The organism is Rhizobium jaguaris (genome assembly GCF_003627755.1).
Taxonomy (GTDB): domain Bacteria; phylum Pseudomonadota; class Alphaproteobacteria; order Rhizobiales; family Rhizobiaceae; genus Rhizobium; species Rhizobium jaguaris.
The window spans coordinates 500,134-522,745 of record NZ_CP032694.1; the positions used below are offsets into that span (position 1 = coordinate 500,134).

The 22,612-nt window shown below is 55.4% G+C and carries 19 protein-coding genes and 2 pseudogenes; 12 read left to right on the top strand and 9 right to left on the bottom strand.

Annotation, left to right across the window (positions count from 1 at the left end):
• Positions 1 to 19: 19 nt before the first annotated feature.
• From pyrF to dnaN, 4 genes are all read right to left on the bottom strand, one after another.
• Positions 20 to 712: an orotidine-5'-phosphate decarboxylase gene (gene pyrF, locus CCGE525_RS02455; protein WP_120702890.1), complete on the bottom strand. Its 693-nt coding sequence runs from the start codon at positions 710 to 712 to the stop codon at positions 20 to 22.
• 1 nt (position 713) lies between these two features.
• Positions 714 to 1,301, bottom strand: coding sequence for a histidine phosphatase family protein (locus tag CCGE525_RS02460; protein ID WP_120702891.1), 588 nt, complete (start codon positions 1,299 to 1,301; stop codon positions 714 to 716).
• A 14-nt stretch (positions 1,302 to 1,315) separates the two neighbouring features.
• Positions 1,316 to 1,909, bottom strand: a complete 594-nt coding sequence (gene pmtA, locus CCGE525_RS02465; RefSeq protein ID WP_120702892.1) for a phospholipid N-methyltransferase PmtA — start codon at positions 1,907 to 1,909, stop codon at positions 1,316 to 1,318.
• 162 nt (positions 1,910 to 2,071) lie between these two features.
• A complete protein-coding gene (gene dnaN / locus CCGE525_RS02470; RefSeq protein WP_120702893.1) occupies positions 2,072 to 3,190 on the bottom strand; it encodes a DNA polymerase III subunit beta in 1,119 nt (372 codons plus the stop codon).
• 246 nt (positions 3,191 to 3,436) lie between these two features.
• Between dnaN and rsmI the strand changes: the two genes are divergently transcribed.
• The 6 genes from rsmI to CCGE525_RS02500 all read left to right on the top strand — a co-directional run bounded on the left by rsmI (position 3,437) and on the right by CCGE525_RS02500 (position 11,769).
• The gene (gene rsmI, locus CCGE525_RS02475) at positions 3,437 to 4,345 is read left to right on the top strand and encodes a 16S rRNA (cytidine(1402)-2'-O)-methyltransferase (protein WP_120702894.1); all 909 of its coding nucleotides are present in this window, start codon (positions 3,437 to 3,439) and stop codon (positions 4,343 to 4,345) included.
• A complete protein-coding gene (locus CCGE525_RS02480) occupies positions 4,338 to 4,706 on the top strand; it encodes a YraN family protein (protein ID WP_120702895.1) in 369 nt (122 codons plus the stop codon). Before rsmI ends, CCGE525_RS02480 begins: the two co-directional genes overlap by 8 nt.
• 102 nt (positions 4,707 to 4,808) lie before the next feature.
• Positions 4,809 to 5,804 (top strand): exonuclease/endonuclease/phosphatase family protein, encoded by a 996-nt coding sequence (locus CCGE525_RS02485; protein WP_120706215.1) that lies wholly within the window; start codon positions 4,809 to 4,811, stop codon positions 5,802 to 5,804.
• 97 nt (positions 5,805 to 5,901) lie between these two features.
• Positions 5,902 to 6,405 carry a cupin domain-containing protein gene (locus tag CCGE525_RS02490; protein WP_120702896.1) on the top strand — a complete coding sequence of 168 codons (504 nt, stop codon included), beginning with the start codon at positions 5,902 to 5,904 and terminating at the stop codon, positions 6,403 to 6,405.
• Between the two features lie 98 nt (positions 6,406 to 6,503).
• A complete protein-coding gene (gene gshB, locus CCGE525_RS02495; RefSeq protein ID WP_120702897.1) occupies positions 6,504 to 7,451 on the top strand; it encodes a glutathione synthase in 948 nt (315 codons plus the stop codon).
• 883 nt (positions 7,452 to 8,334) lie between these two features.
• Positions 8,335 to 11,769, top strand: a complete 3,435-nt coding sequence (locus CCGE525_RS02500) for an NACHT domain-containing protein (RefSeq protein WP_162950113.1) — start codon at positions 8,335 to 8,337, stop codon at positions 11,767 to 11,769.
• Between the two features lie 677 nt (positions 11,770 to 12,446).
• Here the strand turns inward: CCGE525_RS02500 and cas1 are convergent.
• Positions 12,447 to 13,544, bottom strand: a complete 1,098-nt coding sequence (gene cas1, locus CCGE525_RS02505) for a CRISPR-associated endonuclease Cas1 (protein ID WP_162950114.1) — start codon at positions 13,542 to 13,544, stop codon at positions 12,447 to 12,449.
• Positions 13,545 to 14,138: 594 nt separating this feature from the next.
• Between cas1 and CCGE525_RS02515 the strand changes: the two genes are divergently transcribed.
• Positions 14,139 to 15,328, top strand: a protein-coding gene (locus CCGE525_RS02515; protein WP_120702901.1) for an IS3 family transposase whose coding sequence is annotated in 2 segments (ribosomal slippage) — positions 14,139 to 14,391 and positions 14,391 to 15,328 — 1,191 coding nt in all. Because the reading frame shifts where the segments join, the coding sequence is not laid out codon by codon here.
• A 4-nt stretch (positions 15,329 to 15,332) separates the two neighbouring features.
• On the opposite strand, the gene CCGE525_RS02520 is transcribed toward CCGE525_RS02515, so the two are convergent.
• The gene (locus tag CCGE525_RS02520) at positions 15,333 to 15,548 is read right to left on the bottom strand and encodes a hypothetical protein (protein ID WP_120702902.1); all 216 of its coding nucleotides are present in this window, start codon (positions 15,546 to 15,548) and stop codon (positions 15,333 to 15,335) included.
• A 256-nt stretch (positions 15,549 to 15,804) separates the two neighbouring features.
• Here CCGE525_RS02520 and CCGE525_RS02525 point away from each other — a divergent pair.
• Positions 15,805 to 16,305, top strand: a pseudogene (locus tag CCGE525_RS02525) (IS21 family transposase); the annotation flags it as partial.
• Here the strand turns inward: CCGE525_RS02525 and CCGE525_RS02530 are convergent.
• A protein-coding gene (locus CCGE525_RS02530; protein WP_120702903.1) for an IS3 family transposase occupies positions 16,254 to 17,443 on the bottom strand; the annotation gives its coding sequence in 2 pieces (ribosomal slippage) (positions 16,254 to 17,194 and positions 17,194 to 17,443; 1,191 coding nt in all). The pseudogene CCGE525_RS02525 and the gene CCGE525_RS02530 sit on opposite strands and share 52 nt — an antisense overlap.
• 66 nt (positions 17,444 to 17,509) lie before the next feature.
• On the opposite strand from CCGE525_RS02530, the pseudogene istA reads away from it, so the two are divergent.
• Together istA and istB are read left to right on the top strand one after the other, a co-directional pair.
• A pseudogene (gene istA, locus CCGE525_RS02535) lies at positions 17,510 to 18,610 on the top strand (IS21 family transposase); the annotation flags it as partial.
• A gap of 12 nt (positions 18,611 to 18,622) precedes the next feature.
• On the top strand, positions 18,623 to 19,360 hold the full coding sequence (gene istB, locus CCGE525_RS02540; protein ID WP_120702904.1) for an IS21-like element helper ATPase IstB: 738 nt from the start codon (positions 18,623 to 18,625) through the stop codon (positions 19,358 to 19,360).
• Positions 19,361 to 19,548: 188 nt separating this feature from the next.
• Here the strand turns inward: istB and CCGE525_RS02545 are convergent, their stop codons facing one another.
• The gene (locus CCGE525_RS02545; protein ID WP_120702905.1) at positions 19,549 to 20,007 is read right to left on the bottom strand and encodes a hypothetical protein; all 459 of its coding nucleotides are present in this window, start codon (positions 20,005 to 20,007) and stop codon (positions 19,549 to 19,551) included.
• Positions 20,008 to 20,247: 240 nt separating this feature from the next.
• Here CCGE525_RS02545 and CCGE525_RS02550 point away from each other — a divergent pair, with 240 nt between their 5' ends.
• Complete coding sequence (locus tag CCGE525_RS02550) at positions 20,248 to 20,484, top strand: helix-turn-helix domain-containing protein (protein WP_120702906.1); 237 nt, start codon at positions 20,248 to 20,250, stop codon at positions 20,482 to 20,484.
• A gap of 106 nt (positions 20,485 to 20,590) precedes the next feature.
• On the opposite strand, the gene CCGE525_RS02555 is transcribed toward CCGE525_RS02550, so the two are convergent.
• Positions 20,591 to 21,409: a hypothetical protein gene (locus CCGE525_RS02555; RefSeq protein ID WP_120702907.1), complete on the bottom strand. Its 819-nt coding sequence runs from the start codon at positions 21,407 to 21,409 to the stop codon at positions 20,591 to 20,593.
• A gap of 231 nt (positions 21,410 to 21,640) precedes the next feature.
• On the opposite strand from CCGE525_RS02555, the gene CCGE525_RS38195 reads away from it, so the two are divergent.
• Complete coding sequence (locus CCGE525_RS38195) at positions 21,641 to 22,555, top strand: hypothetical protein (RefSeq protein ID WP_162950115.1); 915 nt, start codon at positions 21,641 to 21,643, stop codon at positions 22,553 to 22,555.
• Positions 22,556 to 22,612: the final 57 nt, after the last annotated feature.

Consider the following 22,612-nt stretch of genomic DNA (forward strand, 5'->3'; position numbering starts at 1 on the left):
TCTCCGTTCTTTTAGGAATTTAGAGCGCGGCGTCCATCTCCGCCAGGATAGCGCGGGCCGCTTCCTTCGGATCGGGCGCTTTGACGATGGGCCGGGCGACGACGAGATGGCTCGACCCGGCCTTGACGGCCTCAGTCGGCGTCATCACGCGCTTCTGGTCACCTTTGTCGCCGCCGGCCGGGCGAATGCCGGGGGTCACCAGTGCCATGTCGGGGCCGATGATTTTGCGCACGGCAGCGGATTCCTCGGCTGAGCATACGATACCGCCCATGCCCGCGAGGAGCGCCTGTTCGGCGCGGCGCAGCACCAGCGTATGCGGGTCATATTCGTATCCGGCGGCGATCAGGTCCTGCTCGTCCATCGACGTCAGCACGGTGACGCCGAGCAGGCAGAGACCGGAACCTTTGGCTGCTGCGACGGCGGCCTGCATCGCCTTCGGATAGGCATGCAGCGTCAGCATCGACATGCCCATCTTGACGATGTTCTCGACGCCGGAAGCGACTGTATTGTCGATATCGAGCAGCTTCATGTCGAGGAAGATCTTCTTGCCGTCGGTGGCCAGATCGCGAGCAAATTCCAGGCCGCCTGCAAAGGCGAGCTGATAGCCGATCTTGTAGTAGAGAATATCGTCGCCGAGCGCCGTGACGACCTTTTCGGCCTCCTGAAGGTTTGGAACATCCAGTCCAACGATCAAGCGGTCGCGTGCGGTCATCTCAAGTCCATCCCTGCCAATCTTCCATAGGCGTCCAGTCGCATGAGACGGCGCGCTTCGCAAGATCGAAACAGAAAAGATTGCCGCCACCCGGTGGCTGATCGCCCTGCCGCGCGATCGGCTTTCCCTCGACGTGGCATTTCAGCAGTGTCCCGACACCGCCATGGCCGACAAAGGCGACCGGCGCTTGCTCCCCAAGACGTGAAAGAACGGCCTCGACGTGAGAGACTATTCGCGCCTGCGCGTCGATAGCGCGCTCCCAGCCTTTGAAGCTTTCATGCGGGTGGGCAAAGAACCAGTCTGCCGCCTTCTCGAATTCGGGCGGAGCCAAAAATCCCGTGGCGCTGCGGTCGTTCTCATGCATGGCTTCGATGATCTCGACCTTCGCGCCGCTCGCCGTCGCCAGGATCTCGGCGGTCTCGATCGCCTTGCGCTCGCCGCTGGAAACGATCAGGCCAAGCGTGTTCGCCCAAGGACGGGCTGCCGCAAGCGTCGCCCGTGCGGCGCCGATATCAGACAACCCCCAATCCGGAACCGGGATGGCGGGATCGATGCGCACCTGCGGATGCGTGATATAGAGAGCGAACATGATCCGTCTCTATCTCAGCCGCGGCGATAAATCCAGAGTTGCGCCGGTGGGATGTTGCGGACGATAAAGTCGAAATGCTGAATATGATAGCGGTCCGGCCGGGCGATGATCGGCGACACGGGGCCGTAGGATATCTGCACGACGGGCCGGCCGCGCGGCATGCGGTCCAGCAGGCTTTCAAGCAAAGCGACGCGCGCCTTCATCGGGAAATTCAGTAGCGGAATGCCGGAGACGACGGAATCGAACGTCTGGCCGCGCAATACTCCAAGCGTCTTATCGAGATCGAAGGCGTCGCCATTGATGAAATGCACGCCGGGATAGAGACGGAGGAGGTGATTGTAGAAATCGGTGGAATATTCGATGGCAACGAGGTTTTCCGGTTCGACGCCACGCGCCAGAATCGCCTTGGTGATCGCGCCGGTTCCGGGGCCAAGCTCCAGCACCGGCAGGCCGGAATGGGTATTGACGACGCTTGCCATCTTGCGGGCGGTGATCGAGGATGTCGGAACGATCGAACCAACCGTTTTCGGGCCTTGCATCATGCCTTTGAAGAAACGGATTTCTTCGTCGAATTTCTTGCCTAACCGTTCCTTGAGACGCAGCGCCATGCTCTCCCCCACCGATTCGTATAGTAGCGACTTACATATCTCTTATATCTTATCTTGCAATGCCATGACGCAATAACAAGAGAAAATGTCGCAATCCACACAGGCCAAAATAAAAGCGCCCTCTTTCGCTCATAAGAACGCATGAAGGGCGCTTCGGTTTCGTTAGACGCGCATCGGCATCAGGACGTAGAGGGCATCATCGCCGGCGGTGTCGCGGATCAGCGTTGGCGACCCGGCGTCGGCAAGTAGGAAGATCGCCGCATCGCCGGACAGTTGCGCGGTGATGTCGAGCAGATATTTGGCGTTGAAGCCGATTTCCATCGCGTCCATGTCGTAGCCGACGGCAACTTCTTCCGTAGCACTTCCGGAGTCCGGATTGTTGACCGTCAGCAGGAGTTGGCCGTCTGAGAGCGCCAGCTTCACGGCGCGACCGCGTTCGGATGAAATGGTCGAGACGCGATCGACAGCCTGGGCGAAGGTCTGGCAATCGACCCGCATTTCCTTGTCGTTGCTGGTCGGGATGACACGCTGATAATCAGGGAAGGTGCCGTCGATCAGCTTCGAGGTCATGACAATGGAGCCGATCGTCAGACGGATCTTCGCATCAGACACTTCGACAGTGACGATGACATCGGGGCTGTCGACCAGCTTCTGCAATTCGCCGACCGTTTTGCGGGGGATGATGATGCCCGGCATGCCTTCGGAGCCCGAAGGGGCATCGACGTCGGCGCGGGCGAGACGGTGACCGTCTGTGGCCACGGCCCTCAACTTCAGCTCGCCCTTGCTTTCAATCGTGTGGAAGAAGATGCCGTTCAAATAATAACGAGTCTCTTCGGTGGAAATCGCAAACTGCGTCCGGTCAATCAGCATCTTCAGGTCCGCTGCCTTCAGTTTGAAGGAATGGCTGAAGCTGCCGGCGGTGAGGTCCGGAAAATCGGATTCCGGCAGGCATTGAAGCGAGAATTTCGAGCGGCCCGAGGCAACCGTCATCGAGCTGCCGTCAGGATTGGTGGCGAGAAGCACTTCGGAACCGTCCGGAAGCTTGCGCACGATGTCGTAGAGCAGATGCGCAGGCACGGTGGTGGCGCCGGTCTGCTCGACCTTGGCGGGCGTCGCCTCGGTGATTTCGAGATCGAGGTCGGTCGCTTTCATGTCGAGGCTGGCACCCTCGGCTTTCAGCAATACGTTGGACAGGATCGGGATCGTGTTGCGACGCTCGACCACGCGATGCACGTGGTTCAACGATTTCAGGAGGTTCGACCGCTCAATTGTAATACGCATGATGCTACCGCTTTCGACCGTTACTGCCCGGGCGGCCACAGGCGCCCGAAGGATGCTTTTCGGACTAGGCCCGAGATTGGACGGGCAAAATGACAGAACTCAGCATGCGAATGCAAGAGGCATCGGGGTTTGCTGCACGTCATTTCGGTATTTGCCCGACAATGCTCACAGGATTTGCACCGCTCTTGCCGTCAGGTCATACCTCGCCCATAAAGGCGATGATTCCGAGGCGAGTTCAAGGTCGGCATGAGCGACGAAAACACAAGCGGCGGAGCGCGCAGCTTCCGCCTTCATAATACCACAGTTCCCGCGCGGCCGCTTGAGCCGGCGCTTTATCTCGTCGCGACACCGATCGGCAATCTTGGTGATATCACGCTGCGGGCGCTGGAGACGCTGGCCGGCGCCGATGTTCTCGCCTGCGAGGATACGCGCGTCACCCGCGTGCTGCTCGACCGTTACGGCATCCAGAACAGGCCCTTTGCCTATCATGAGCACAATGCCGACGAGGCAGGGCCGCGGCTGCTCCAGGCGCTGGAAGCCGGCCGCTCGGTTGCCTTGGTGTCCGATGCCGGCACGCCGCTGGTCTCCGATCCTGGCTATCGCCTGGCGCAGCAGGCGATCGAGGCGGGTTACCGTGTCGTGCCGATCCCGGGGGCGTCCGCACCGCTTGCCGCGCTGGTCGGCTCTGGCCTGCCCAACGACGCCTTTTTCTTCGCCGGCTTCCTGCCTGCCAAGGACAAGGGCCGCCGTGACCGGCTCGCTGAACTTGCCGCCGTTCCCGCGACCTTGATTTTCTTTGAATCACCCCATCGCATCGCCGCGACGCTGGCCGCCGCCGCCGATGTGCTTGGCGGCGAGCGCAAGGCGGCCGTCTGCCGCGAACTCACCAAGACCTTCGAGGAATTCCGTCGCGGCACGCTCACCGAACTCGCCGTATTCTATGAGGCCGTCGAGCATGTGAAGGGCGAGATCGTGCTGCTCGTCGGTCCGCCGGCGGAAACTATCGCAGCGGAAGCTGACGTCGAGGCCATTCTTAGCGAGCTCGTGCGGACCATGCCAGCCGCCAAAGCCGCAGGGGAGGCGGCACGCTTGACCGGCCTGCCGCGCAAGGATCTCTATCAGCGCCTGCTCGACCTGAAGGAGCGGCATGACTGAGACCAACGAAAGGTCGAAGCGGCAGAAGGCCTGGCGGCGCGGCCACATCTCTGAATATGCTGCAGCGGTTTTCTTGTTCTTCAAGGGCTACCGCATCCTCGCCATCCGTCACCGCACAAAGCTCGGCGAAATCGACATCATAGCCCGCAAAGGCGATCTCGCCGTCTTCGTCGAGGTCAAAGCCAGGCGCGGCGAGCAGGAGGCGATCGATGCCGTCTCCTTTTCCGCGCAAAAGCGCATTCGTGCTGCCAGCGATCTCTGGCTTGCAAGGCAACCGAATTTCGCCCGTCTGTCGCAACGCTACGATATCGTCGCCATCCTGCCCGGCCGCTGGCCCCGGCATTTTCCGGACGCTTTTTGAGTCTGATCATCATGGCAACGTCATAAAACGCGCCTATTGCCGGATAACCGCGCTTACGCCGCTTCCAGGCACGCGCTTTATCCCACCTCGACAGGCTTCACGATGATCCGCAGCACCGTCTCCGCCTTCGCCGTTCCCTCGCATGAGGAACGCAAGGGCTTCATTTCGTTGGAAAAAAACCCTGACATTCACGCCGCAACGCTGGCTTCTCTTGCCTGCATGAACACGGTGCGCATCGGTGGCGCGACCGGCGAGGTTCAGTTGCTCGCCTTCCCCTTCACCGTGGCTGCATGGAACCTGGAGCGCTGCCTTTTCCCCGTCGAATCCGCCGCCAAACTGAAGTCGACTGGCGCCCCGCTGATCCTGCTTTCCGAGATGGACGAGGGCATGGCGCGCACCGGGCAAAACGACCCGACCGCCATCGTCGCGGGCGAACTCGGTATGAACTATGCCTACGGCGTCGAATTCCTCGAGCTCAGTCTGGGCTCCGAGATCGAGCGTTCCTTCTGCAAGCAGGATTTCAACGAGAAGGGTTTTCATGGCAACGCCCTGATGGCTTCGGTCGCGCTGAAGGATGTCTTCCTGTTCCGCCTGCCGGGCGAGGCCGTCTGGTTCAAAGACAGCAATGAGCAGCCGCGCGTCGGCGAGCGCTGCGCCATCGGCGTCATCGTCGAAACCGAAGAGGGGCCTTTCGTCGCCGTTTCCGTGCATCTCGAAAGTATCGCCAACGGCATCTACCGCGAACGTCAGACAGCAGCCTTGATCGACGCTGTCGAAGCTTATGCGCCCGGTCTGCCGATCCTGATCGGCGGCGATCTCAACACCGGCAATCACAGCGGCGGCGATTTCGAGACGGATACGCTTTTCGCCATGGCGGCGGCCCGCGGCTTCGAGCGCCACGGCGGCCCGCTCGGTCAGATGAGCACGCGCCCCAGCCTGATCACACGTTTTCCCGAGCGGGCCATGAAGCTCGACTGGTTCTTGAGCCGTGGCCTGAAGATCGGCGAAAGCCATCTGATCTCCTCGCTCAACGAAGAAGGCAAACCGCTCTCCGATCATGACATGATCGTCTGCACCATCGAGGGTTTTGCGTCCTGATTCTTGCAACCGTTAAAATGCGCGGCATTTTCTGAACCTTGCCGTTACCCCTTTCGTGCCATCAAGATGCAAACACAGGTGGCATCGGGGGATTGCTATGGTCTGGAAGTTGATGTTTGCGAGTGTGGCGGGCTTCGCAGCGCGCGTTGCACCGGTTGCTGTGGCGTCGCCGCCGGCAAGGAATTTCGTGGCGGGCGCTGCCGGCGATATGGAATTGAAGCCATCGCCGATCGAACCGTCCTGGATCATTGCCGGGGCGCCTTCCGCCCGCCTGGCAGAGCATTCGCGCGGGCAGGACGATGCGGCGCTGACGGCGGTGTGGGATTGCACGGCCGGCGAGTTCCGCTGGCATTTCGGCTGGGATGAAACCGTCATGATCCTCGAAGGCGAAGTGCATATTACCACGGAAGACGGCATCGAACGCGTGCTCGGCGCCGGTGACGTCGCCTATTTTGCCGGTGGCACATGGGCCACATGGCGCATCGATTGCTATGTGAGGAAGGTTGCCTTCTGCCGCAAACCGTTCCCGAAGCCGCTGACCATGGCCTATCGCCTGCGTGACTTCGTAAGACAGGGCGGCGCACAGGGCATCGCTGCCTGATTTGCGCCAACCCGCACTTTCCTGAAGCGCTTGAATAGCCGTTGCGTTTGAAGGCCGGGCGACCTAAATCTGTCGGCGAATTCGAGCGAGGGCAGACTATGGCTGGTATCAAGAACGTTGCGGTCCAGATGGACCACGTGAAGAGCATCAACATTGCAGGCGATTCGACCTTCGCCATGAGCCTGGAGGCCCAGAACCGCGGCTATAAGCTCTTCCACTACACGCCCGAGCGTCTGAGCATGCGCGACGGCAAGATCTATGCTTCGGTCGAGCCGATGATCCTGCGCGACGTCAAGGGTGATCACTTCGAGCTCGGCGAGTCGGAACGTGTCGATCTTTCGACCATGGACGTGGTGCTGCTCCGCCAGGACCCGCCTTTCGACATGGCCTATATCACCTCGACGCACCTGCTCGAGCGCATTCATCCGAAGACGCTGGTCGTCAACGACCCGGCCTGGGTGCGCAATTCACCGGAAAAGATCTTCGTCACCGAATTCGCCGACCTCATGCCGAAGACGCTGATCACGCGCGATGGCGGCGAAATCCGCCGTTTCCGCGAAGAGATGGGCGACATCATCCTGAAGCCGCTTTACGGCAATGGCGGTGCCGGCGTGTTTCATTCGACCCGCGACGACCGCAATCTCTCTTCGCTGCTCGAAATGTTCGGCCAGATGTTCCGCGAGCCCTTCATTGCCCAGCAATATCTCCCCGATGTGCGCAAGGGCGATAAGCGCATCATTCTGGTGGACGGCGAAGCCGTCGGCGCGATCAACCGTGTGCCGGCCGAACACGATGCGCGTTCGAACATGCATGTCGGCGGCCGTGCGGAAGCGACCGAACTGACGCCGCGCGAAAGAGAAATCTGCGACCGCATCGGCCCGGCGCTGAAGGCGCGGGGCTTCCTGCTCGTCGGCATCGACGTCATCGGCGACTACATGACCGAGATCAACGTCACCTCGCCGACTGGCCTGCGCGAAGTCAGGCGGTTCGGCGGTGCCGATATCGCCAGCTTGCTGTGGGATGCGATCGAAGCGAAGCGCGCTTGAAGTTGGGTGCCTTGTAAGCTGCACAACGCCGGTTCGCCTATCGCCGCAGGGCGAGCCATATCGCAATGTCCATCCGGCGGCAGGTCAGGATCACTGACGACTGTCCGGTAGAGCTGTCGTTCGAAATAACGATCGGCACGAGACCGAAATGCGGTGTTGCGCCCGCCTGTAAAAATCGTTCCTTCGTTCTTTTATTGTTCTTGTTTCATTCCGTAATTTCTGCCAACGGGGTAAGGAGATACAAATAAAAAAAGCCACTCGTGAGCGGGATCACATACGCTGGATCTCACGCAACTAAAAAGAGCATCGCTGAGAAGAGCGAAGAATGGCTCAATTCTCCATCGGCAAACATCCAAGTGATTCAACGCCTCCGTGTCCGCAAAGTGCGGTGTACGAAGAGGTGACTGCCATTTCGTACACACGATGGCTTGCGGTCACCAGTAGCACGAAGCGACGGCTCGGCTCCGTTGACCGTGCCGCTGTCCGAAAGGAACACGCGGCAGAATGTGGTGTACGAAGATGACGATAGAGGCTTACAGATAGCGAAACGCGTACCCATGCCGGCCGCCGCTGCGGTATACCCTTGCGGACACTGGCCCGTACCCCGTCTCTGCATCATCCGCCAGATCGTACAGCCGCGCCATACGAGCTTAGACGCTGCGGGGCATAATGTGTTGCAAGAACGGAGGCCGACATCCATGGGGGAAACGCCTGCGCGAGGCGACTTAGATACGCCCTCGTTAAAGTATTCAGTTTTCGCGATCCGAGTATCGTGGAAATCCCCCAAGCGAGTAGAGAGTCTACATCGCAACCGCTTGCCGAATCAAACCAATGCGTGTGTATTCGCCTTGCCCAACAATGAATGCCGCAAGTAAGAGAAATCATGCCGACGTCCGGTCCCCGCCTCCCTGCCCTTCCGACCCTTAGTGAAATCCTTCCCGATGGAACGGAAGGAGGAAAGGAATTCGGCCGAATTATTGATCTTCTTCTGTTCAACGAATGGCGAGGTGAAGGAAACAAGTTTCAACCACTGGACGATTCCGCTGGAGACTTTCGCGGACTAGATAGTTATCGCTATGGCCGTCGCGGCAACAAAATAACGGGCTACCAGTACAAATTTTATAGGTCTCCACTGAGCAGTCAGCACAGAAGCCTTATAGCAGCCGCGATCGAGCAGGCAGCTGAGAATTCCGAGAGTAAAATTTCGACGTATGTTCTTGTAACACCTGATGACCTGACGAACTCTGGAAAGCGAAAAGAAGGCGGCGATATCGCTTGGTTCGAAGCTCTGCGGGAAAAGTATCGATCCCGATTTGAGATCGAGCATATTGGCCATACAAAAATTATCGCAATGTTTTTAAGGGCTAGGCATCTTTGCCTTTTCTATTACCCATCTCTGGTTCCTCTCGGAGATGCGAGAAGAAAGACAATCCAGGAAGTCAGAGTACAATATGACGAGAACATGCGACGTAGATTCGGTCGCATCGAATTTGTAGGGATGTCCGTCTACAAAGAAGAAGCCTCTCGTCGGGTACCGTTGGAAAATATCTACATACCCTTATCCCTCGTGACTGAAGCTTCACCTGAGGAAAATGACGACACGCCCCGCATTGAGCCGGTTTCATTGATTGCTCCTGGCAAGAAATCGATTGTGCTTGGCGATCCCGGCTCCGGAAAATCCACACTTGTTTCATTTCTCGCATTAGTCGGCATCACTCCCGCACTTCAAAAACGGTGCGCAGGAGCAGCGGACGATCGCCTTCCAATTGTCGTAACCCTGAGACGGTATGCTGACGAAATAAAGACGCGGAAGAACTTGTCCCTCATAGATTATATCGTCGAAAGCGTTCAAGCGGACTTCAATATAGGTGCAGCGGACAAGAATTTTTTCGAAGCTTACATTGAAAGTGGGCGGGCAATAATTTTCTTCGACGGGCTCGATGAGCTTCCCGGCCCGCAGTTCAAGGGGTTAATGCGGCGAAGAATCGATTCCTTTTGCACCAGCTACCCTATAAATACCGCAATAGTGACTTCGCGTATTGTCGGCTACGAGGCAGACGTTCGTTTCGACGCACCATATCGCCACTTTCGGGTTGCAAAACTTCGCTTGACCGAAATTGAAGAATTTGTATCAGATTGGTACGGGGAGCGGATAAAAGAGGAAGTAGAACGCAGCAGAAATATCGCGGATCTTGTCAAGGTAATTAACAATCCGGACAACGACGCGATAAGAGATCTTTCTAAAAACCCTCTACTACTAACAATTGTTACTCTTGTTCACAGGATAGACGCGGTTCTACCTGATCAAAGAGTTGTTCTATATCAAAAATGCACAGAAACTCTCCTCAACACTTGGAATAAAGCGAAAAAGCAGGATGACGAGCCGATAAAAGGCCGTATCGAACAACGTAATCGGTTAAGGGTTGAGGCGATTGCCTACTGGATGCATAGGAATAGCCTCCAGGCGAAAGGTCGAGCGGTTGCGCCGCACAGCGAGATAGTCAAGTTCCTTACGGAGCATATCGAAAGCAAAGAAAAGAAGCGCGACAAAGACGAACCGTCTGAAGATCAGGCGGAAGAGTTTTTTACTTTTGTGAGATCATCAGCAGGGCTGATGATCGAAGCAGGTGATGGCCTCTACAGCTTTATCCATCTAACATTTCAAGAATACCTTTCAGCTACATATCTCACAACCTACGGCGAGGTCGGCGGAGCACTTTCTATTTGGAATGAGCTGAACGGTGATCTGGAGAACCCTCGATGGCGAGAGGTTGTTCGCTTGCTGGTCGCTAGTCTTAAATCGGCCGCAGCCCAAGCGTTCTTTGTCGAGAAACTATGTGAAGCCAATCTCCAGAATCCTTCCCGTGATTGCACGCTGCTGCTGGTTGGGCTTTTACGGGATGGCATCGAACCAGCAGAGGAAAAGGCTGAACAGATTTGTCTTCAAGTATTTGACATACTTATGAAGACGGAGTCGCCTGATGATATTCGAACGATAAATACTGCGGTTAGATCTTGGACTCTCAAGGAGCATTCGAACCTTGAAACTGCCAAGTCCGTCTTCAAGCGAATATTCCACGACGCCTCACCGATAGACAAGCTAACGCTAGCCTTGATTAACCAGAGCGCAGAGCTTGGGCCTCTCGATACAGAACTTCGCGCCGCCCTAGATTATGGCAGCCACAGATTCGTCGAACCCCTTCTATTTGGGCCAGAAGGTACTAAGCCTGCTTCCCCGATTTGGGGCGAGATGTATCTCAAACAGACGCTTGATGCATTTCAAGATCCTGACTCGAACGCGGCGTCGGCCATAGGCCTGGGAATATCAATCTTGCTCGACCCCACTGAGGTAGCGGAAAGGCTACTAAGCCGTAGTCTAAGCCTTCTAAGCAGCATTGGACGAGGCCCACATCGCGACTACACAATGAATCTGGTCGCACTGGCTGGGGAGACAAACCTTCACCCATCACTTCGAGAGGCCCTAGCGTATTGCATCAACCCCACAAATGGATACGAAGAGCGCGTCGAACGAGGGCAACTGATTGAAGAGTTCTTCCACCGTTGGCTAAGTCACGTTCCGCAATTGAAACGTCGCGGCGACGAAAATACCCTGAGTGAAGCCGTACGACAGCGATTGCGCTTTTTCTACAGGAAGCCAGGAAGCAGAGCTGCGCTCCCCGGAACGCCCCAAACTGGCAAGCCCAGGCGAACACGCGAAATGGCGTTGATACGACGCTCGTTGAAGACGGTAAACCTTGATGCTGGGATTTATACACGCATGATCTTGGCATCCGACGTGATGCGGGAAAATATTGTCCCATCATTTGTCAAAGAAATGAACCTAACACCACCAGGCCATTGGGAAGAAACTCTGAGGGCGACACTAAGTGCGCTGGTTCCGCAGGCTATTGGTCGGTATTTCGACTACGAGGAGTGGCGATCCCTTACAGCGCGCTTGTCTACAAATCTTGCAACAGAAGATGATTTTAACTGGGCTTGTTGGTTAATATTGGTGGATGTATGGGTCCGAGCAAATCGCGCTGCGTCAACTGACGCCCCTACCGGACTGGAAGATCTTATCAGCGTCTCCAGAGAATGCCGCCACGATCCTCTCCAGTTTGCTCTAGCATTTAGGGATATGTACATGGGTAACGAGGCAGCGCTCGGTAGAGCCGTGGAGCTTTGTGAAGCACAGGATTCCTACGCGTATAAAATGCTAGTATCTGCCGGCTGGCCAGACTGGTTTACTGATGAAACCTCCCTCTTCGAAAGAGGATCGGTCAAATCTCGAAAGAAGACTGGGCGTCGAAATCCATAATCGTGAGACAACGATCCTGAGTTGAGTTGGTTGTCTTGTCTCAACTTTGATGGCAAGTTCATGCATTTCGCGTAATGTGGGAGTAAAAACCAGCTCGTTCTACTCAAAGCATGCAGGATGTCGTCGGACTTGAACGACACGATGCTGCCCGCCAGTGATCGGGTCCATGGAAAGCGGTCGTAGAGTAGCTTCGCCTATTCCGTGCAACGCAGAGCCCACAACAGACATGATGTTACCTCAGTTGCTGGAACGAGTGGTTTCTGAAGCTCTGGCGTTGTGGGATCTCCTGCGCATGCCACCTCAGGAAAAGTTTAGTGTTCGCTATTCTGTAAGCCTTGATGAACCTGCCCACATATTGCAGCATCTGCCGTCAGTGAGACAGCAGTGTTTCACTGCCAGGTCGAACAGCCCTCGATAACATACGCCTTCGATCTCAGGGAACGCTTCCGATAGGCCGCACGGTAACAAACATGCCGTCTATTCGCATCAAGGTTATTGCGGGCTGGCCTCTTTCAACCGTCCCGTGCGACCGCTTGCCGTTCTTGAATGCGCTGCCATCTTGTGCAAGAAAAGGCACAAAAGGGAGACATCGTGTCCCCTAGCTATCCTTGAAGACCAGGTTTCTAAGGCTTTTAAGCGATGGTGGGCGCTCCCTCCGGACCGACCATCACCATCAATCAAAAATGGATCTTTTCTTCGATCGGCTCGCGCGGCATCCCGCACACAACAAGCGCCACATATCGAGCCAATTGCGGGTTTAGCAGAACAGTCCCATCATTTCCGATGGTAAAATCGTCACCTGAAAACACGTTGCTGCGAACAAAATGGAAGATTTGGTAATCGATCTGTGCCCGTTCCAGTTCGATCAAATCGAGCAAAAATGAATTTCGATTGGGCTGGCTCTCATGCAAAATGCCGATCGTCGGATCAAATCCTTCTGAAATCGCCTGAATTAACAACTCGCTCTCTGCAACCTGATATGCATAGTTCAATAGCGCGTTTATGGGGTGATGAGCACGCCGATTCCCGTTGATCACAAGAGGCGAATTTCGCTGTTCGAACGCCTTCCAATGATCCGGAATGAATTGCCGGCTTTTTCCCTTCCAAGCCGTTGTCACGCCGCGCCACGCTCTAAAATAGGCGGCGGCGCAATTTGCTTCTAACATGCGCAAACCGGGAACCGACGCCGGGGGCGCATGGGAAAGGGAATTTAGACAAATCGCCAGAAAATCATTTGCAGCCTGCCAAGCTTCATTTTGGAAATTCATATTTTGCAGGGTTAACAACGAATATTCCAATTTCCGGGCTATTAGCGCGATGCAGAATTGAAGCCGTCTTTCCCGGCTATCATGGGTTTCCCGCTGCCAAAGAACATTTTCTAATTTTGCTGAATAGCCAGCAGTTGTCGTCGAGCTAATAATCTCGCCTTGCCAATTTAGATGAACAAGGTCGATATTTTGCTCCTTCAACCACGACAGCACGTGAAAGGAAATTGAGCCCGAACAATCGAGAAAAATGAACCGCGACGGCAGCGATAAGTCACCCGGAAAAAACCGTATGATCTCCTGCTTCTGCGGATAATGGGTGAAGCCGTTTTTCACTAAAAGGGTGTTGCGCTCGATGCGCAAAGACACGCCGTGGCCGGAAAGAATAAGTGGCTGCTCAGTCCGACGCCTTGACGGTCTAAATTTTTTCAATTTCTGAGCCTGCTTCAACCATACATCAGAACGCGGTTGCCATTCATCTGGGGGCTGTTTCTCTACCTGCTCTGGCAAGTTTTTCTTCGGGTTCCTCATTTCAATAAGCTACCACAACGCCTGGGTATTTTGAATCCCGGGCCTGAAATAAACATTTGAAAATAATATATTTTTCTCCCCATCCCAACGTATTTTTTAACCATTTTCAAGCCGAACTCATTGGCACTGAACCCATCGATATGGGACATTGCTTGGGGGCGTTTTCGCGGTTTATATGAGTTGCCCGTTTCCGGAAGAATTTGAATCGCCTTCCGTATTTTCATGGCTGTGGTCGACAAGAAAATGAGCGCCAAAGATGATTGGCTTAATGGCGAGCCGATAGAGTCCGCTTGGTGGACTGTACTGTCCCCGCGACAGAAGCAATCCTATCGGCGTACCCACTCGGACTCCAGCCACCTTGCCCAACAACGTCTGGCTTTCTTGACCATTTGCGATTTGATAGTCGAGGGCGTTGTAATTGCTACCGGCAAATTGGTGAAATCAGACGGAAAACCCAGCAATGAGATAGCCTACGTGGGGTCAAAATATTTCAAAAATATCGAATTATTCTGACGTGCCACTGCGAATTTCCTCCAGAATGGATTAGAGTCCGGCCCATTAAAGGACGGACGCATGAAGAAGCAGCGATTTACGGAAGAGCAGATTATTGCGGTGTTGAAGGAGCAGGAAGCTGGCGCGAAGGCGGCCGACCTTTGCCGCAAGCACGGAATTTCAGAAGCAACGTTTTACAACTGGAAAGCCAAATATGGCGGCATGGAGGTCTCCGAGGCGAAGCGGCTGAAGGCGCTTGAGGATGAGAACGCCAGGCTGAAGAAGCTGCTCGCCGAACAGATGCTTGATGCGGCCGCACTCCGCGAGCTTCTCCAAAAAAAATGGTAGGGCCTGCCGCCAAGCGTGAAGCCGTCACGCACCTGAAGACCGTCATGGGGCTTTCGGAACGGCGGGCCTGCCAGATCATATCTGCCGATCGCAAGACGATCCGTTACCAGTCGAACCGACCGCCGGAGACCGAGTTGCGAGCGAAGCTGCGCGAGTTGGCTAATGAGCGGCGGCGTTTCGGCTACCGTCGACTGTTCGTCCTGCTTCGGCGGGAGGGAGAGCCGTCCGGCGTCAATCGCATCTATCGGCTGTATCGCGAGGAAGGGCTTTCAGTACGAAAGCGGAAGGCCCGACGCCGTGCCGTCGGCACGCGTGCTCCGATCCTGGTCGAAGCGAAGGCCAATGCCCGCTGGTCGCTGGATTTCGTCCACGACCAGTTTGCCTGCGGACGGAGGTTTCGCGTGCTCAACATCGTCGATGATGTGACGCGTGAATGCCTGGCAGCAATTCCGGACACCTCAATCTCCGGCCGCCGTGTCGCACGCGAGCTGACGACGCTGATCGAACGACGTGGCAAGCCCGGAATGATTGTCTCCGATAACGGCACCGAACTCACCTCGAATGCCATTCTTGCCTGGTCGAAGGATCACAAGGTCGAGTGGCATTACATCGCGCCGGGAAAGCCCATGCAAAACGGCTATGTCGAGAGCTTCAACGGGCGAATGCGTGACGAACTGCTCAACGAAAGCCTGTTCTTCGGCCTCGATCATGCCCGAAGCGCCATCGCTGAATGGGCCGCCGATTATAATCATTTCCGGCCGCACTCATCGCTCGGATATCAGACCCCGGCAAGCTATGCCGGGTCCATCGCCGCAACCGGCTCCAACGCTGCGCAAGATGAAAGCTTCGCGCTTCCGCCGGTTGCTCACACCGCGCCACTTGGCGTATTCAAAACCGCCGGGGCTCTAATCGCCGCTGGATGAAAGTTCAGTGGCACGTCAGCCTCACACCGCCTTTGGGCTTGTCGAGATCCGGAATTGCGACATTATCGGCCTTTCGTGCAGCGTCTCTCTCCCGCTGTCTCCGTTGCATTTCCGCATTTGTGTAGGGCGTAGCACCGTGTTCGCGTTTTTCTCGTTTTCGTATTTCCCCCGCCGAAGCTGGAATGATTTTCAGCGATTTACGAATTGCTTCTAGGTCCATGTATATCTCCCCTGTGCGTGCAGTGCTGCGCAGAACGTTTACTTTTGGCGAAGGTGTATTTGAGTGCAAATTCCGAGGCAATCCGCCCCCTGATTCCGAAATGATGTCGCCCCCCAATTCCGAGAATTAGTCGCCCCCTTGTTCCGAGATGATGCCGCCCCCTACGGAGGGATGTGGCAAGGGTGTTCTGCCGGTGTGAAGTTCCTTCCGTCAATGATGACAAGGAAGGAACGGGATGCCTGCGGAGAGACTGGAGATGCGGCGTGTCCGCGAGATACTGAGATATCGGTCCGAGCAAGGGCTGGGCCACAAATCGATTGCGGTTCGGGTCGGAGCAGCAGCCTCGACGGTGCGCGAGACGCTGCGACGGGCGGCGGCTGCGGGGCTTTCGTGGCCGTTGGATGATGACGTGAGTGATGCCGTCCTGGAGGCGGCGCTCTACCGTGCGGCTGGGACGAAGACGGGTCATCGTCGCGCACCGGAGCCTGACTGGGTGCAAGTCCATCGCGAGCTCAAGCGCAAGCACGTGACGCTGCAAATTCTCTGGGACGAATACATAAGCCGTTATCCCGATGGTTACCGCTACAGCCGATATTGTGACCTCTATCGCGGCTGGGCGTTGAAGCTGCCGGTGACGATGCGGCAGGATCATATGGCGGGCGACAAATTGTTCGTCGACTACGCCGGTGACCTTGCCCCCAAGTTTTATCCAGTTTTGAGTTCGCTCCAGTGGTTTTGGGTTGCTGTATTCGGGGCGGTAGCGGCGGGTTGCGGTGCGGAGCCATTTCGGCTGCGCAGCACCGCATCACGTCGCGGGTTGATGGTCTGAGCGAACTCGGCAGGTGTCCTCCAGCCGAGTCCAGAGTGCGGGCGGTTATCGTTATAATCGCTGCGCCAGTTTGAAAGCGCTGAACGAGCATGGGTCAGTGACGAGAACAGTGTTTCGTTCAGGAACTCGTCTCGCAGCCGTCCATTGAAGCTTTCGATGAAGGCGTTCTGGATCGGCTTGCCTGGCGCGATATAGTGCCAATCTATCTTCGTCTTGTCCGTCCATTGCAGGATCGCATTGCTTGTGAACTCGCTGCCGTTATCACTGACGATCATCTTCGGCTTGCCACGCCCCTCGATGATCCGGTCCAGCTCACGAGCAACACGCAGGCCGGAAAGCGATGTATCGGCGATGAGACCCAGGCATTCTCTGGTGCAATCATCGACGACCGTCAGAACCCGGAACCTGCGACCATCGGTGAGTTGATCCGACACGAAGTCCAGCGACCAACGTTCATTGGCGGTTACTGGTATCAGCATCGGTGCTCGTGTGCCGATCGCTCGCTTGCGGCCACCACGCTTGCGCACGGTCAACTTCTCCTCCCGATAGAGCCGGAAGAGCTTCTTGTGGTTCACAAGGTGCCCCTCGCGTCTGAGCAGCACATGAATGCGTCGATAGCCGAAGCGGCGGCGTTCATGCGCCAACGCCTTCATCCGCTCGCGAAGGCCCTGGTCGTCGATGCGGCTGCTTTCGTAACGAACTGTCATCCGGCAAACGCCGATGGCTTTACACGCCCGCCGTTCACTCATCCGATGGTGATCCATCAGATGCGCGACAGCGTTCCGCTTTGCTGCGGGCGTCACCACTTCTTTCCCAAAAGGTCTTTCAACGCGGCATTGTCGAGCATCGCGTCCGCCAGAAGCCGCTTCAGCTTCGTGTTCTCGTCCTCCAGCGTCTTCAGCCGCTTGGCCTCAGACACCTCCATCCCGCCGAATCTGGCCTTCCATTTATAGATGCTGGCATCGCTGACGCCGTGCTTGCGGCAAAGCTCCGATACTGGCGTGCCCGCCTCGTGCTCCTTCAGAATGCCGATAATCTGTTCGTCAGTAAAACGGTTGCGTTTCATTCCCTGGTCCTCTCAATGGGCCAGAGCTTACTTCAAAATGGATTATTTCAACGGGGCAAGGTCACCGGCGACACGGTCACTGTTGTCGTTGATCGGCTGTCGGGCAAAACACGGCAGGCCCATTTATTTGTCGCTGTCCTGGGGGCATCCAGTCTTTCGTTCGCGCAGGCGCGCTGGACCGAGACGCTTCCGGACTGGGTCGAATGCCATGTTCAGGCGCTGGAGTTCTTCGGCGGTGCGCCGGCGTTGCTGGTTCCCGACAATGCCAAGGTGGCGATCATCAAGGCGTGCCACTTCGATCCCCAGGTCAACCGGACGTATTGCGCGATGGCAGCGCATTATGGCAGCGCCGTCCTGCCGACGAGGCCGAGACGCCCCCGCGACAAGGCGAAAGTCGAGGCTGCGGTTCGTATCGTCGAGCGTTGGCTGCTGGGCCGCCTCCGCCATCGCACCTTCTACAGTCTGGCCGAAGTCAATGCGGCGATTGCCGACTTGCTATATGATTTGAACGACAGGCGTGTCCTTCGCCGGGTTGGCGTCACGCGCCGCCAATTGTTCGAAGAGCTCGACCGGCCCGCTTTAAGGCCATTGCCCGTTGAACGCTATGTCTTTGCGGAATGGCGTATCCGGCGTGCTGGATTGGATTACCACGTCGAGATCGAGCGGCATTATTACTCCGTTCCCTATCGCTTTGCTCGCGAGCAAGTCGAGGCGCGCATCACCGCCAATACGATCGAGATATTCCACAAAGGCGAGCGAATAGCCGCTCATCGCCGCTCCAGCGGTAACGGCAAGCACACCACAATCCCCGATCACATGCCCTCGGCCCACCGCCGCTTTGCCGACTGGACGATCGAACGCATTCAACGCGAGGCCTCTTCCATCGGGCCGGAGGTTGCATTGCTGTGTGAGAAGATCCTCGCCGACAGGCCGCACCCGGAGCAGGGCTTTCGAGCCTGCATGGGAATTATCCGCCTGAACAAAAGCTTTGGCCGCGACAGAGTGAACGCTGCTTGCAGCCGTGCGCTTGAGATCGGGGCCCGGACCTACGGTTCGGTGCGCTCCATCCTCGACAATCATCTCGATCGAGCCGCCTCCACCAATGGACCACCTTCGCATGAGCCTATCCAACACGAAAACATCCGTGGACCTCGCTATTACCACTAAGGAGAACAAAGAATGCTTGCCCATCCAACACTCGACAAACTCAATTCCATGGGCCTGGCCGGCATGGCAAAGGCCTTCGGGGAGCTCGTCACCAACGGCGAAGCCGAACATCTCTCGCATGCCGAGTGGCTAGGACTGCTGCTCGAACGGGAGTGGAGTTCCCGCTACGATCGTAAGCTTGCCGCACGCCTCAGGTTTGCCAAGCTTCGCCACCAGGCCACCCCGGAAGATGTCGACTACCGCAGCGAGCGCGGCCTTGATCGCGCGCTCTTCATGAAGCTGCTCGGCGGCGACTGGATCAACGCTCATGACAATCTGGCCATTTGCGGACCCTCGGGTGTCGGAAAAAGCTGGTTAGCCTGCGCTCTCGGCCACAAGGCTTGCCGTGACGATCGTTCCGTTCTCTATCAGCGTGTCCCACGACTGTTTGCTCAGCTCGCACTTGCTCGCGGCGACGGCAGGTATGCTCGGCTGCAACGTACCCTGGGCCATGTTCAAGTCCTGATCCTCGACGACTGGGGTCTCGAACCGCTCAACGAACAGGCCCGGCACGACCTCCTCGAAATCCTGGAAGATCGCTACGGCCGCAGATCAACCATCATTACCAGCCAACTTCCGGTGTCGGCATGGCACGACGTCATAGGAAACCCGACTTATGCTGATGCCATCCTGGATCGCCTCGTTCACAACGCCCATCGCATCGAATTGAGCGGCGATAGCCTACGCCGAAACCTGCCCCGAAAAGCTTGACACCCCGCCTAAATGGACTGACAACAATCATCGCCTGCAGACCCCACTAAACAGGGGGCGAGATCATCCCGGAATCAAGGGGCGCAATCATCTCGGAACAAAGGGGCGGCTTCATCGGAATCGGCATTTGAGGAAGTTATTAAGCGCCGGCCGCTTGGTATTTCGGGCGGAAACGCAACCGCAATACCTCAGTAATTTTCAATTGTTCCATCGGAAAACGCGACACGCTCTATTTGTACGTTCGCTATTGCTCTGCCGGTCGATACAGGGCCGATTAGTGCATCGAAATCATTCGAATTTACAGGGTTCTTTTCCCAAAAATAGTATTTTGGACTTTGAATGATTTTTCCGGCCGGAATTATTATATCCAAGTCTTTCTTCGCTACTATGATGTCCTGACCGAAAGCGTTGGTTATTCGGAGATTGAAGGTTAGCGCCACAACCTCCTTGTTCGAAAAGTTTGCAAATGTCGGGGTAAATCGAACGCGAGCGAAGGTTGTGAAGCCTTCGTTGTCGACCGCAAACCTACCCAAGGAGAAAGTAACCGGTTGGGATGGCTTGAGTGGCTGCTCAGCCGCGCTAGCAGCAGCCTCGTGGGCGCTGCTTGGCGGCACTTCAATAGAATCAAAGCAGGTAAGGCGCCGCATTGGATCACGCTCCGACCTACATGCTTCGAAATTACTCAGATAGTCGGCTTGAGCGACCGAAGTCCACAAACTGGAAAATGTCAGCGCTAGGCCAAGGCAAATAGCTCTTTTCATCATGCGGAAATTGTAACCTTCAAAAGTCGAGCGGCCCTATTCAGTATAGGCATATTTATAACCGTATACGGGTAAAAATAAACCTATTAATGGCGAAAAATGCATCATGTGACGTAGACGGTCAGTATGATTACGTCACGTCAAATACGGGCCGCGAGAGCGCTCCTTGGTTGGTCCCAGCAGGAGCTGGCAGACAAAGCTATCGTGTCACTGAATGCGGTGGTGCGCATCGAGACAGGAAAAGTGGACCCGCGAATAAGCACGCTCAATGCGATTGAAACTGCGCTTCGCAAGGCGGGTGTCGAATTTCTGGCTGCTGGCACGAAAGGCGAAGGCGTTCGATTAAACACGGCTGATGGTTGATGTGAGTGATTTCGAGCCGCAGGGCGGTCAGCGAAGATGAACCTGGTTACAATCCAGGTATTAATCCGCGCTCCCACGCTTAGCCGGCACTTATTCTGCTGGAATTCTAACTGGTCGGTCGGAGTGCCCTAAGCAATTGGGAGGCGATCGCGAAATAAGACGTGTAAAAGAGGTCCGCGGAATCATACGGATTTGGGTGGGCTTGTATTGCTTCAACCATTCCTTCTTGGCTCTGGATGATCGCCGGAATAATATTTTGTCGATCTGCGGCGAGAACGATACCTGCTTTTTGAAGGAACTTGTCGGCTTCAGTTTTAAATTTGGTGCGCTGCTCGGGCGTGACTTTCGGGAAAAACTGTAGATAGAACATGAGGTGCACCGACTTTTTCAATGAATCGCGAAGCGGACTGTCGGCTGGCGTCCAATAGAACGTCGCCAAGTTCCTAACGAAGTCATCATTATATTCGGGGGGCAGATTTGCGATTGCCTGCTTGCGCGTCTTGTCATTCAAGACCTTGGCTAGCAGCTCTCCTAGAGAGTCGCCGCCTTTGATTGTGGTAGAAAGGGTGGCGTTTTGCGGAGACCAAAATTTAGCTTCGTCAAATGATATGTGAATATCGAGCAACCCGGCTAACCACGGCGTCCAGATCTTCTCCAGTTCTTCGTCAAAATCTTTTCTGATTTTGCGACCTAATTTAAGAAGATTTTCAAGATCTTCTATCAGGGAAGCGACACGGGGGATATTGAACTTCTCGAACTCATTGTAGCGGACAAGATATGCTTTGTGACGCTCCAATGACCGTGAAAAGATATAGCCGGCCAGGGCGACAATGAGCGCAAGCAGACCTTTATCCAATAGCGTATTGATGATCGGGACTTGTTGGCTCGCCGTTAAGGCATCCCACCACTGCCAAAATCCGCCCATGTGCTACCCCGAAAAATCGTATCAAACGACAACCACCAGGATAACACAGAGCCAGTCCAGGAAAACAGTAAGCGGCATCCTAATTGGAGTTGATCGCAATAATTCTAGGATAGATCTCCCTGAAACCGACCAGAAACTTGACAATCGCCGCAATTCGCGCAAAATTTACTTCCAATGCGGTCATCAATATTCCGGCGTTATCTCCTAACATCTTCACCTCGGGGGCAAGCAATGACCAATTGTGACGCAGTGCTTCGCCAAAATGTCGAATCGTACAATGCAAATTTCTCAATATGGATGTCTTACATCAGCAGTCTTGAGAGGGACGTTACTCAAAACAAGTCATCCGCGCTGGGCATTTCGTATGCGGGTGTAGGGCTTAACTACTCCGATGCGAAGTCGATGTCTGAGTTTGTTAGTCAACATCAAAATTACCAACTTAGTCAACAACAGAGCGAATCCCTGCTGCGTTCGACACTATCACCAGATAGCGTACGAGCGTACATCGCCTGTATAAACAAGGACGATCCTGTAAGTATCCTGTTGCCAGATTCAGCTGTAACCGACGCTGTATTTCAGTTTAAGATTACTTGGAATCCCAATTATCGTGGGGTAAAACCTAGCGAAATGAAGGTTACGGTTACAGGCGGAACAATCGACGGTCAAAATGAAAAGAAAATTAAATTAATTCCGCCTCAGGACAGCCCAATATTCGTCCTTGAGCGAGATAAAGGTGGATATGTGCCACTATATATCAGCGCTTACATCGATGGTCAGGCCAGTGATATTGTGTCGTTGCCTTCATTCCCAGATTTTATTGTGAAGATTCTGGCGCGGAATTCACAGGCGATTGACAGCATACGAGACGGGCAGCACGGGACTTCCTTAGTTCAGGGCAAACTTTGCATACAGCCTACCGATGGAAACTCGAGGTTACTGCCTAATACGTTAGCTTGGGTCGGTAGCTCAGTTGGCGACCCAAATAGAGCGAGAGCCGATGTCACGACTCACGCAGCAGAGAATAGCTCCACTTTAGTCTGCGGACACTGGTGGAATAGCTCCGGGGCAAACGAGGAGTCTAATCGACTTACAGGTTACTTCGTTGTGCAAGAAGTGTATACAGACCCAGTGCAAAAACCAGCATAGTCTTGTGCAGGTAAGGCTTTGGCAGCGAATTTGCCAAAAATTTTTGCCTTGTCTACA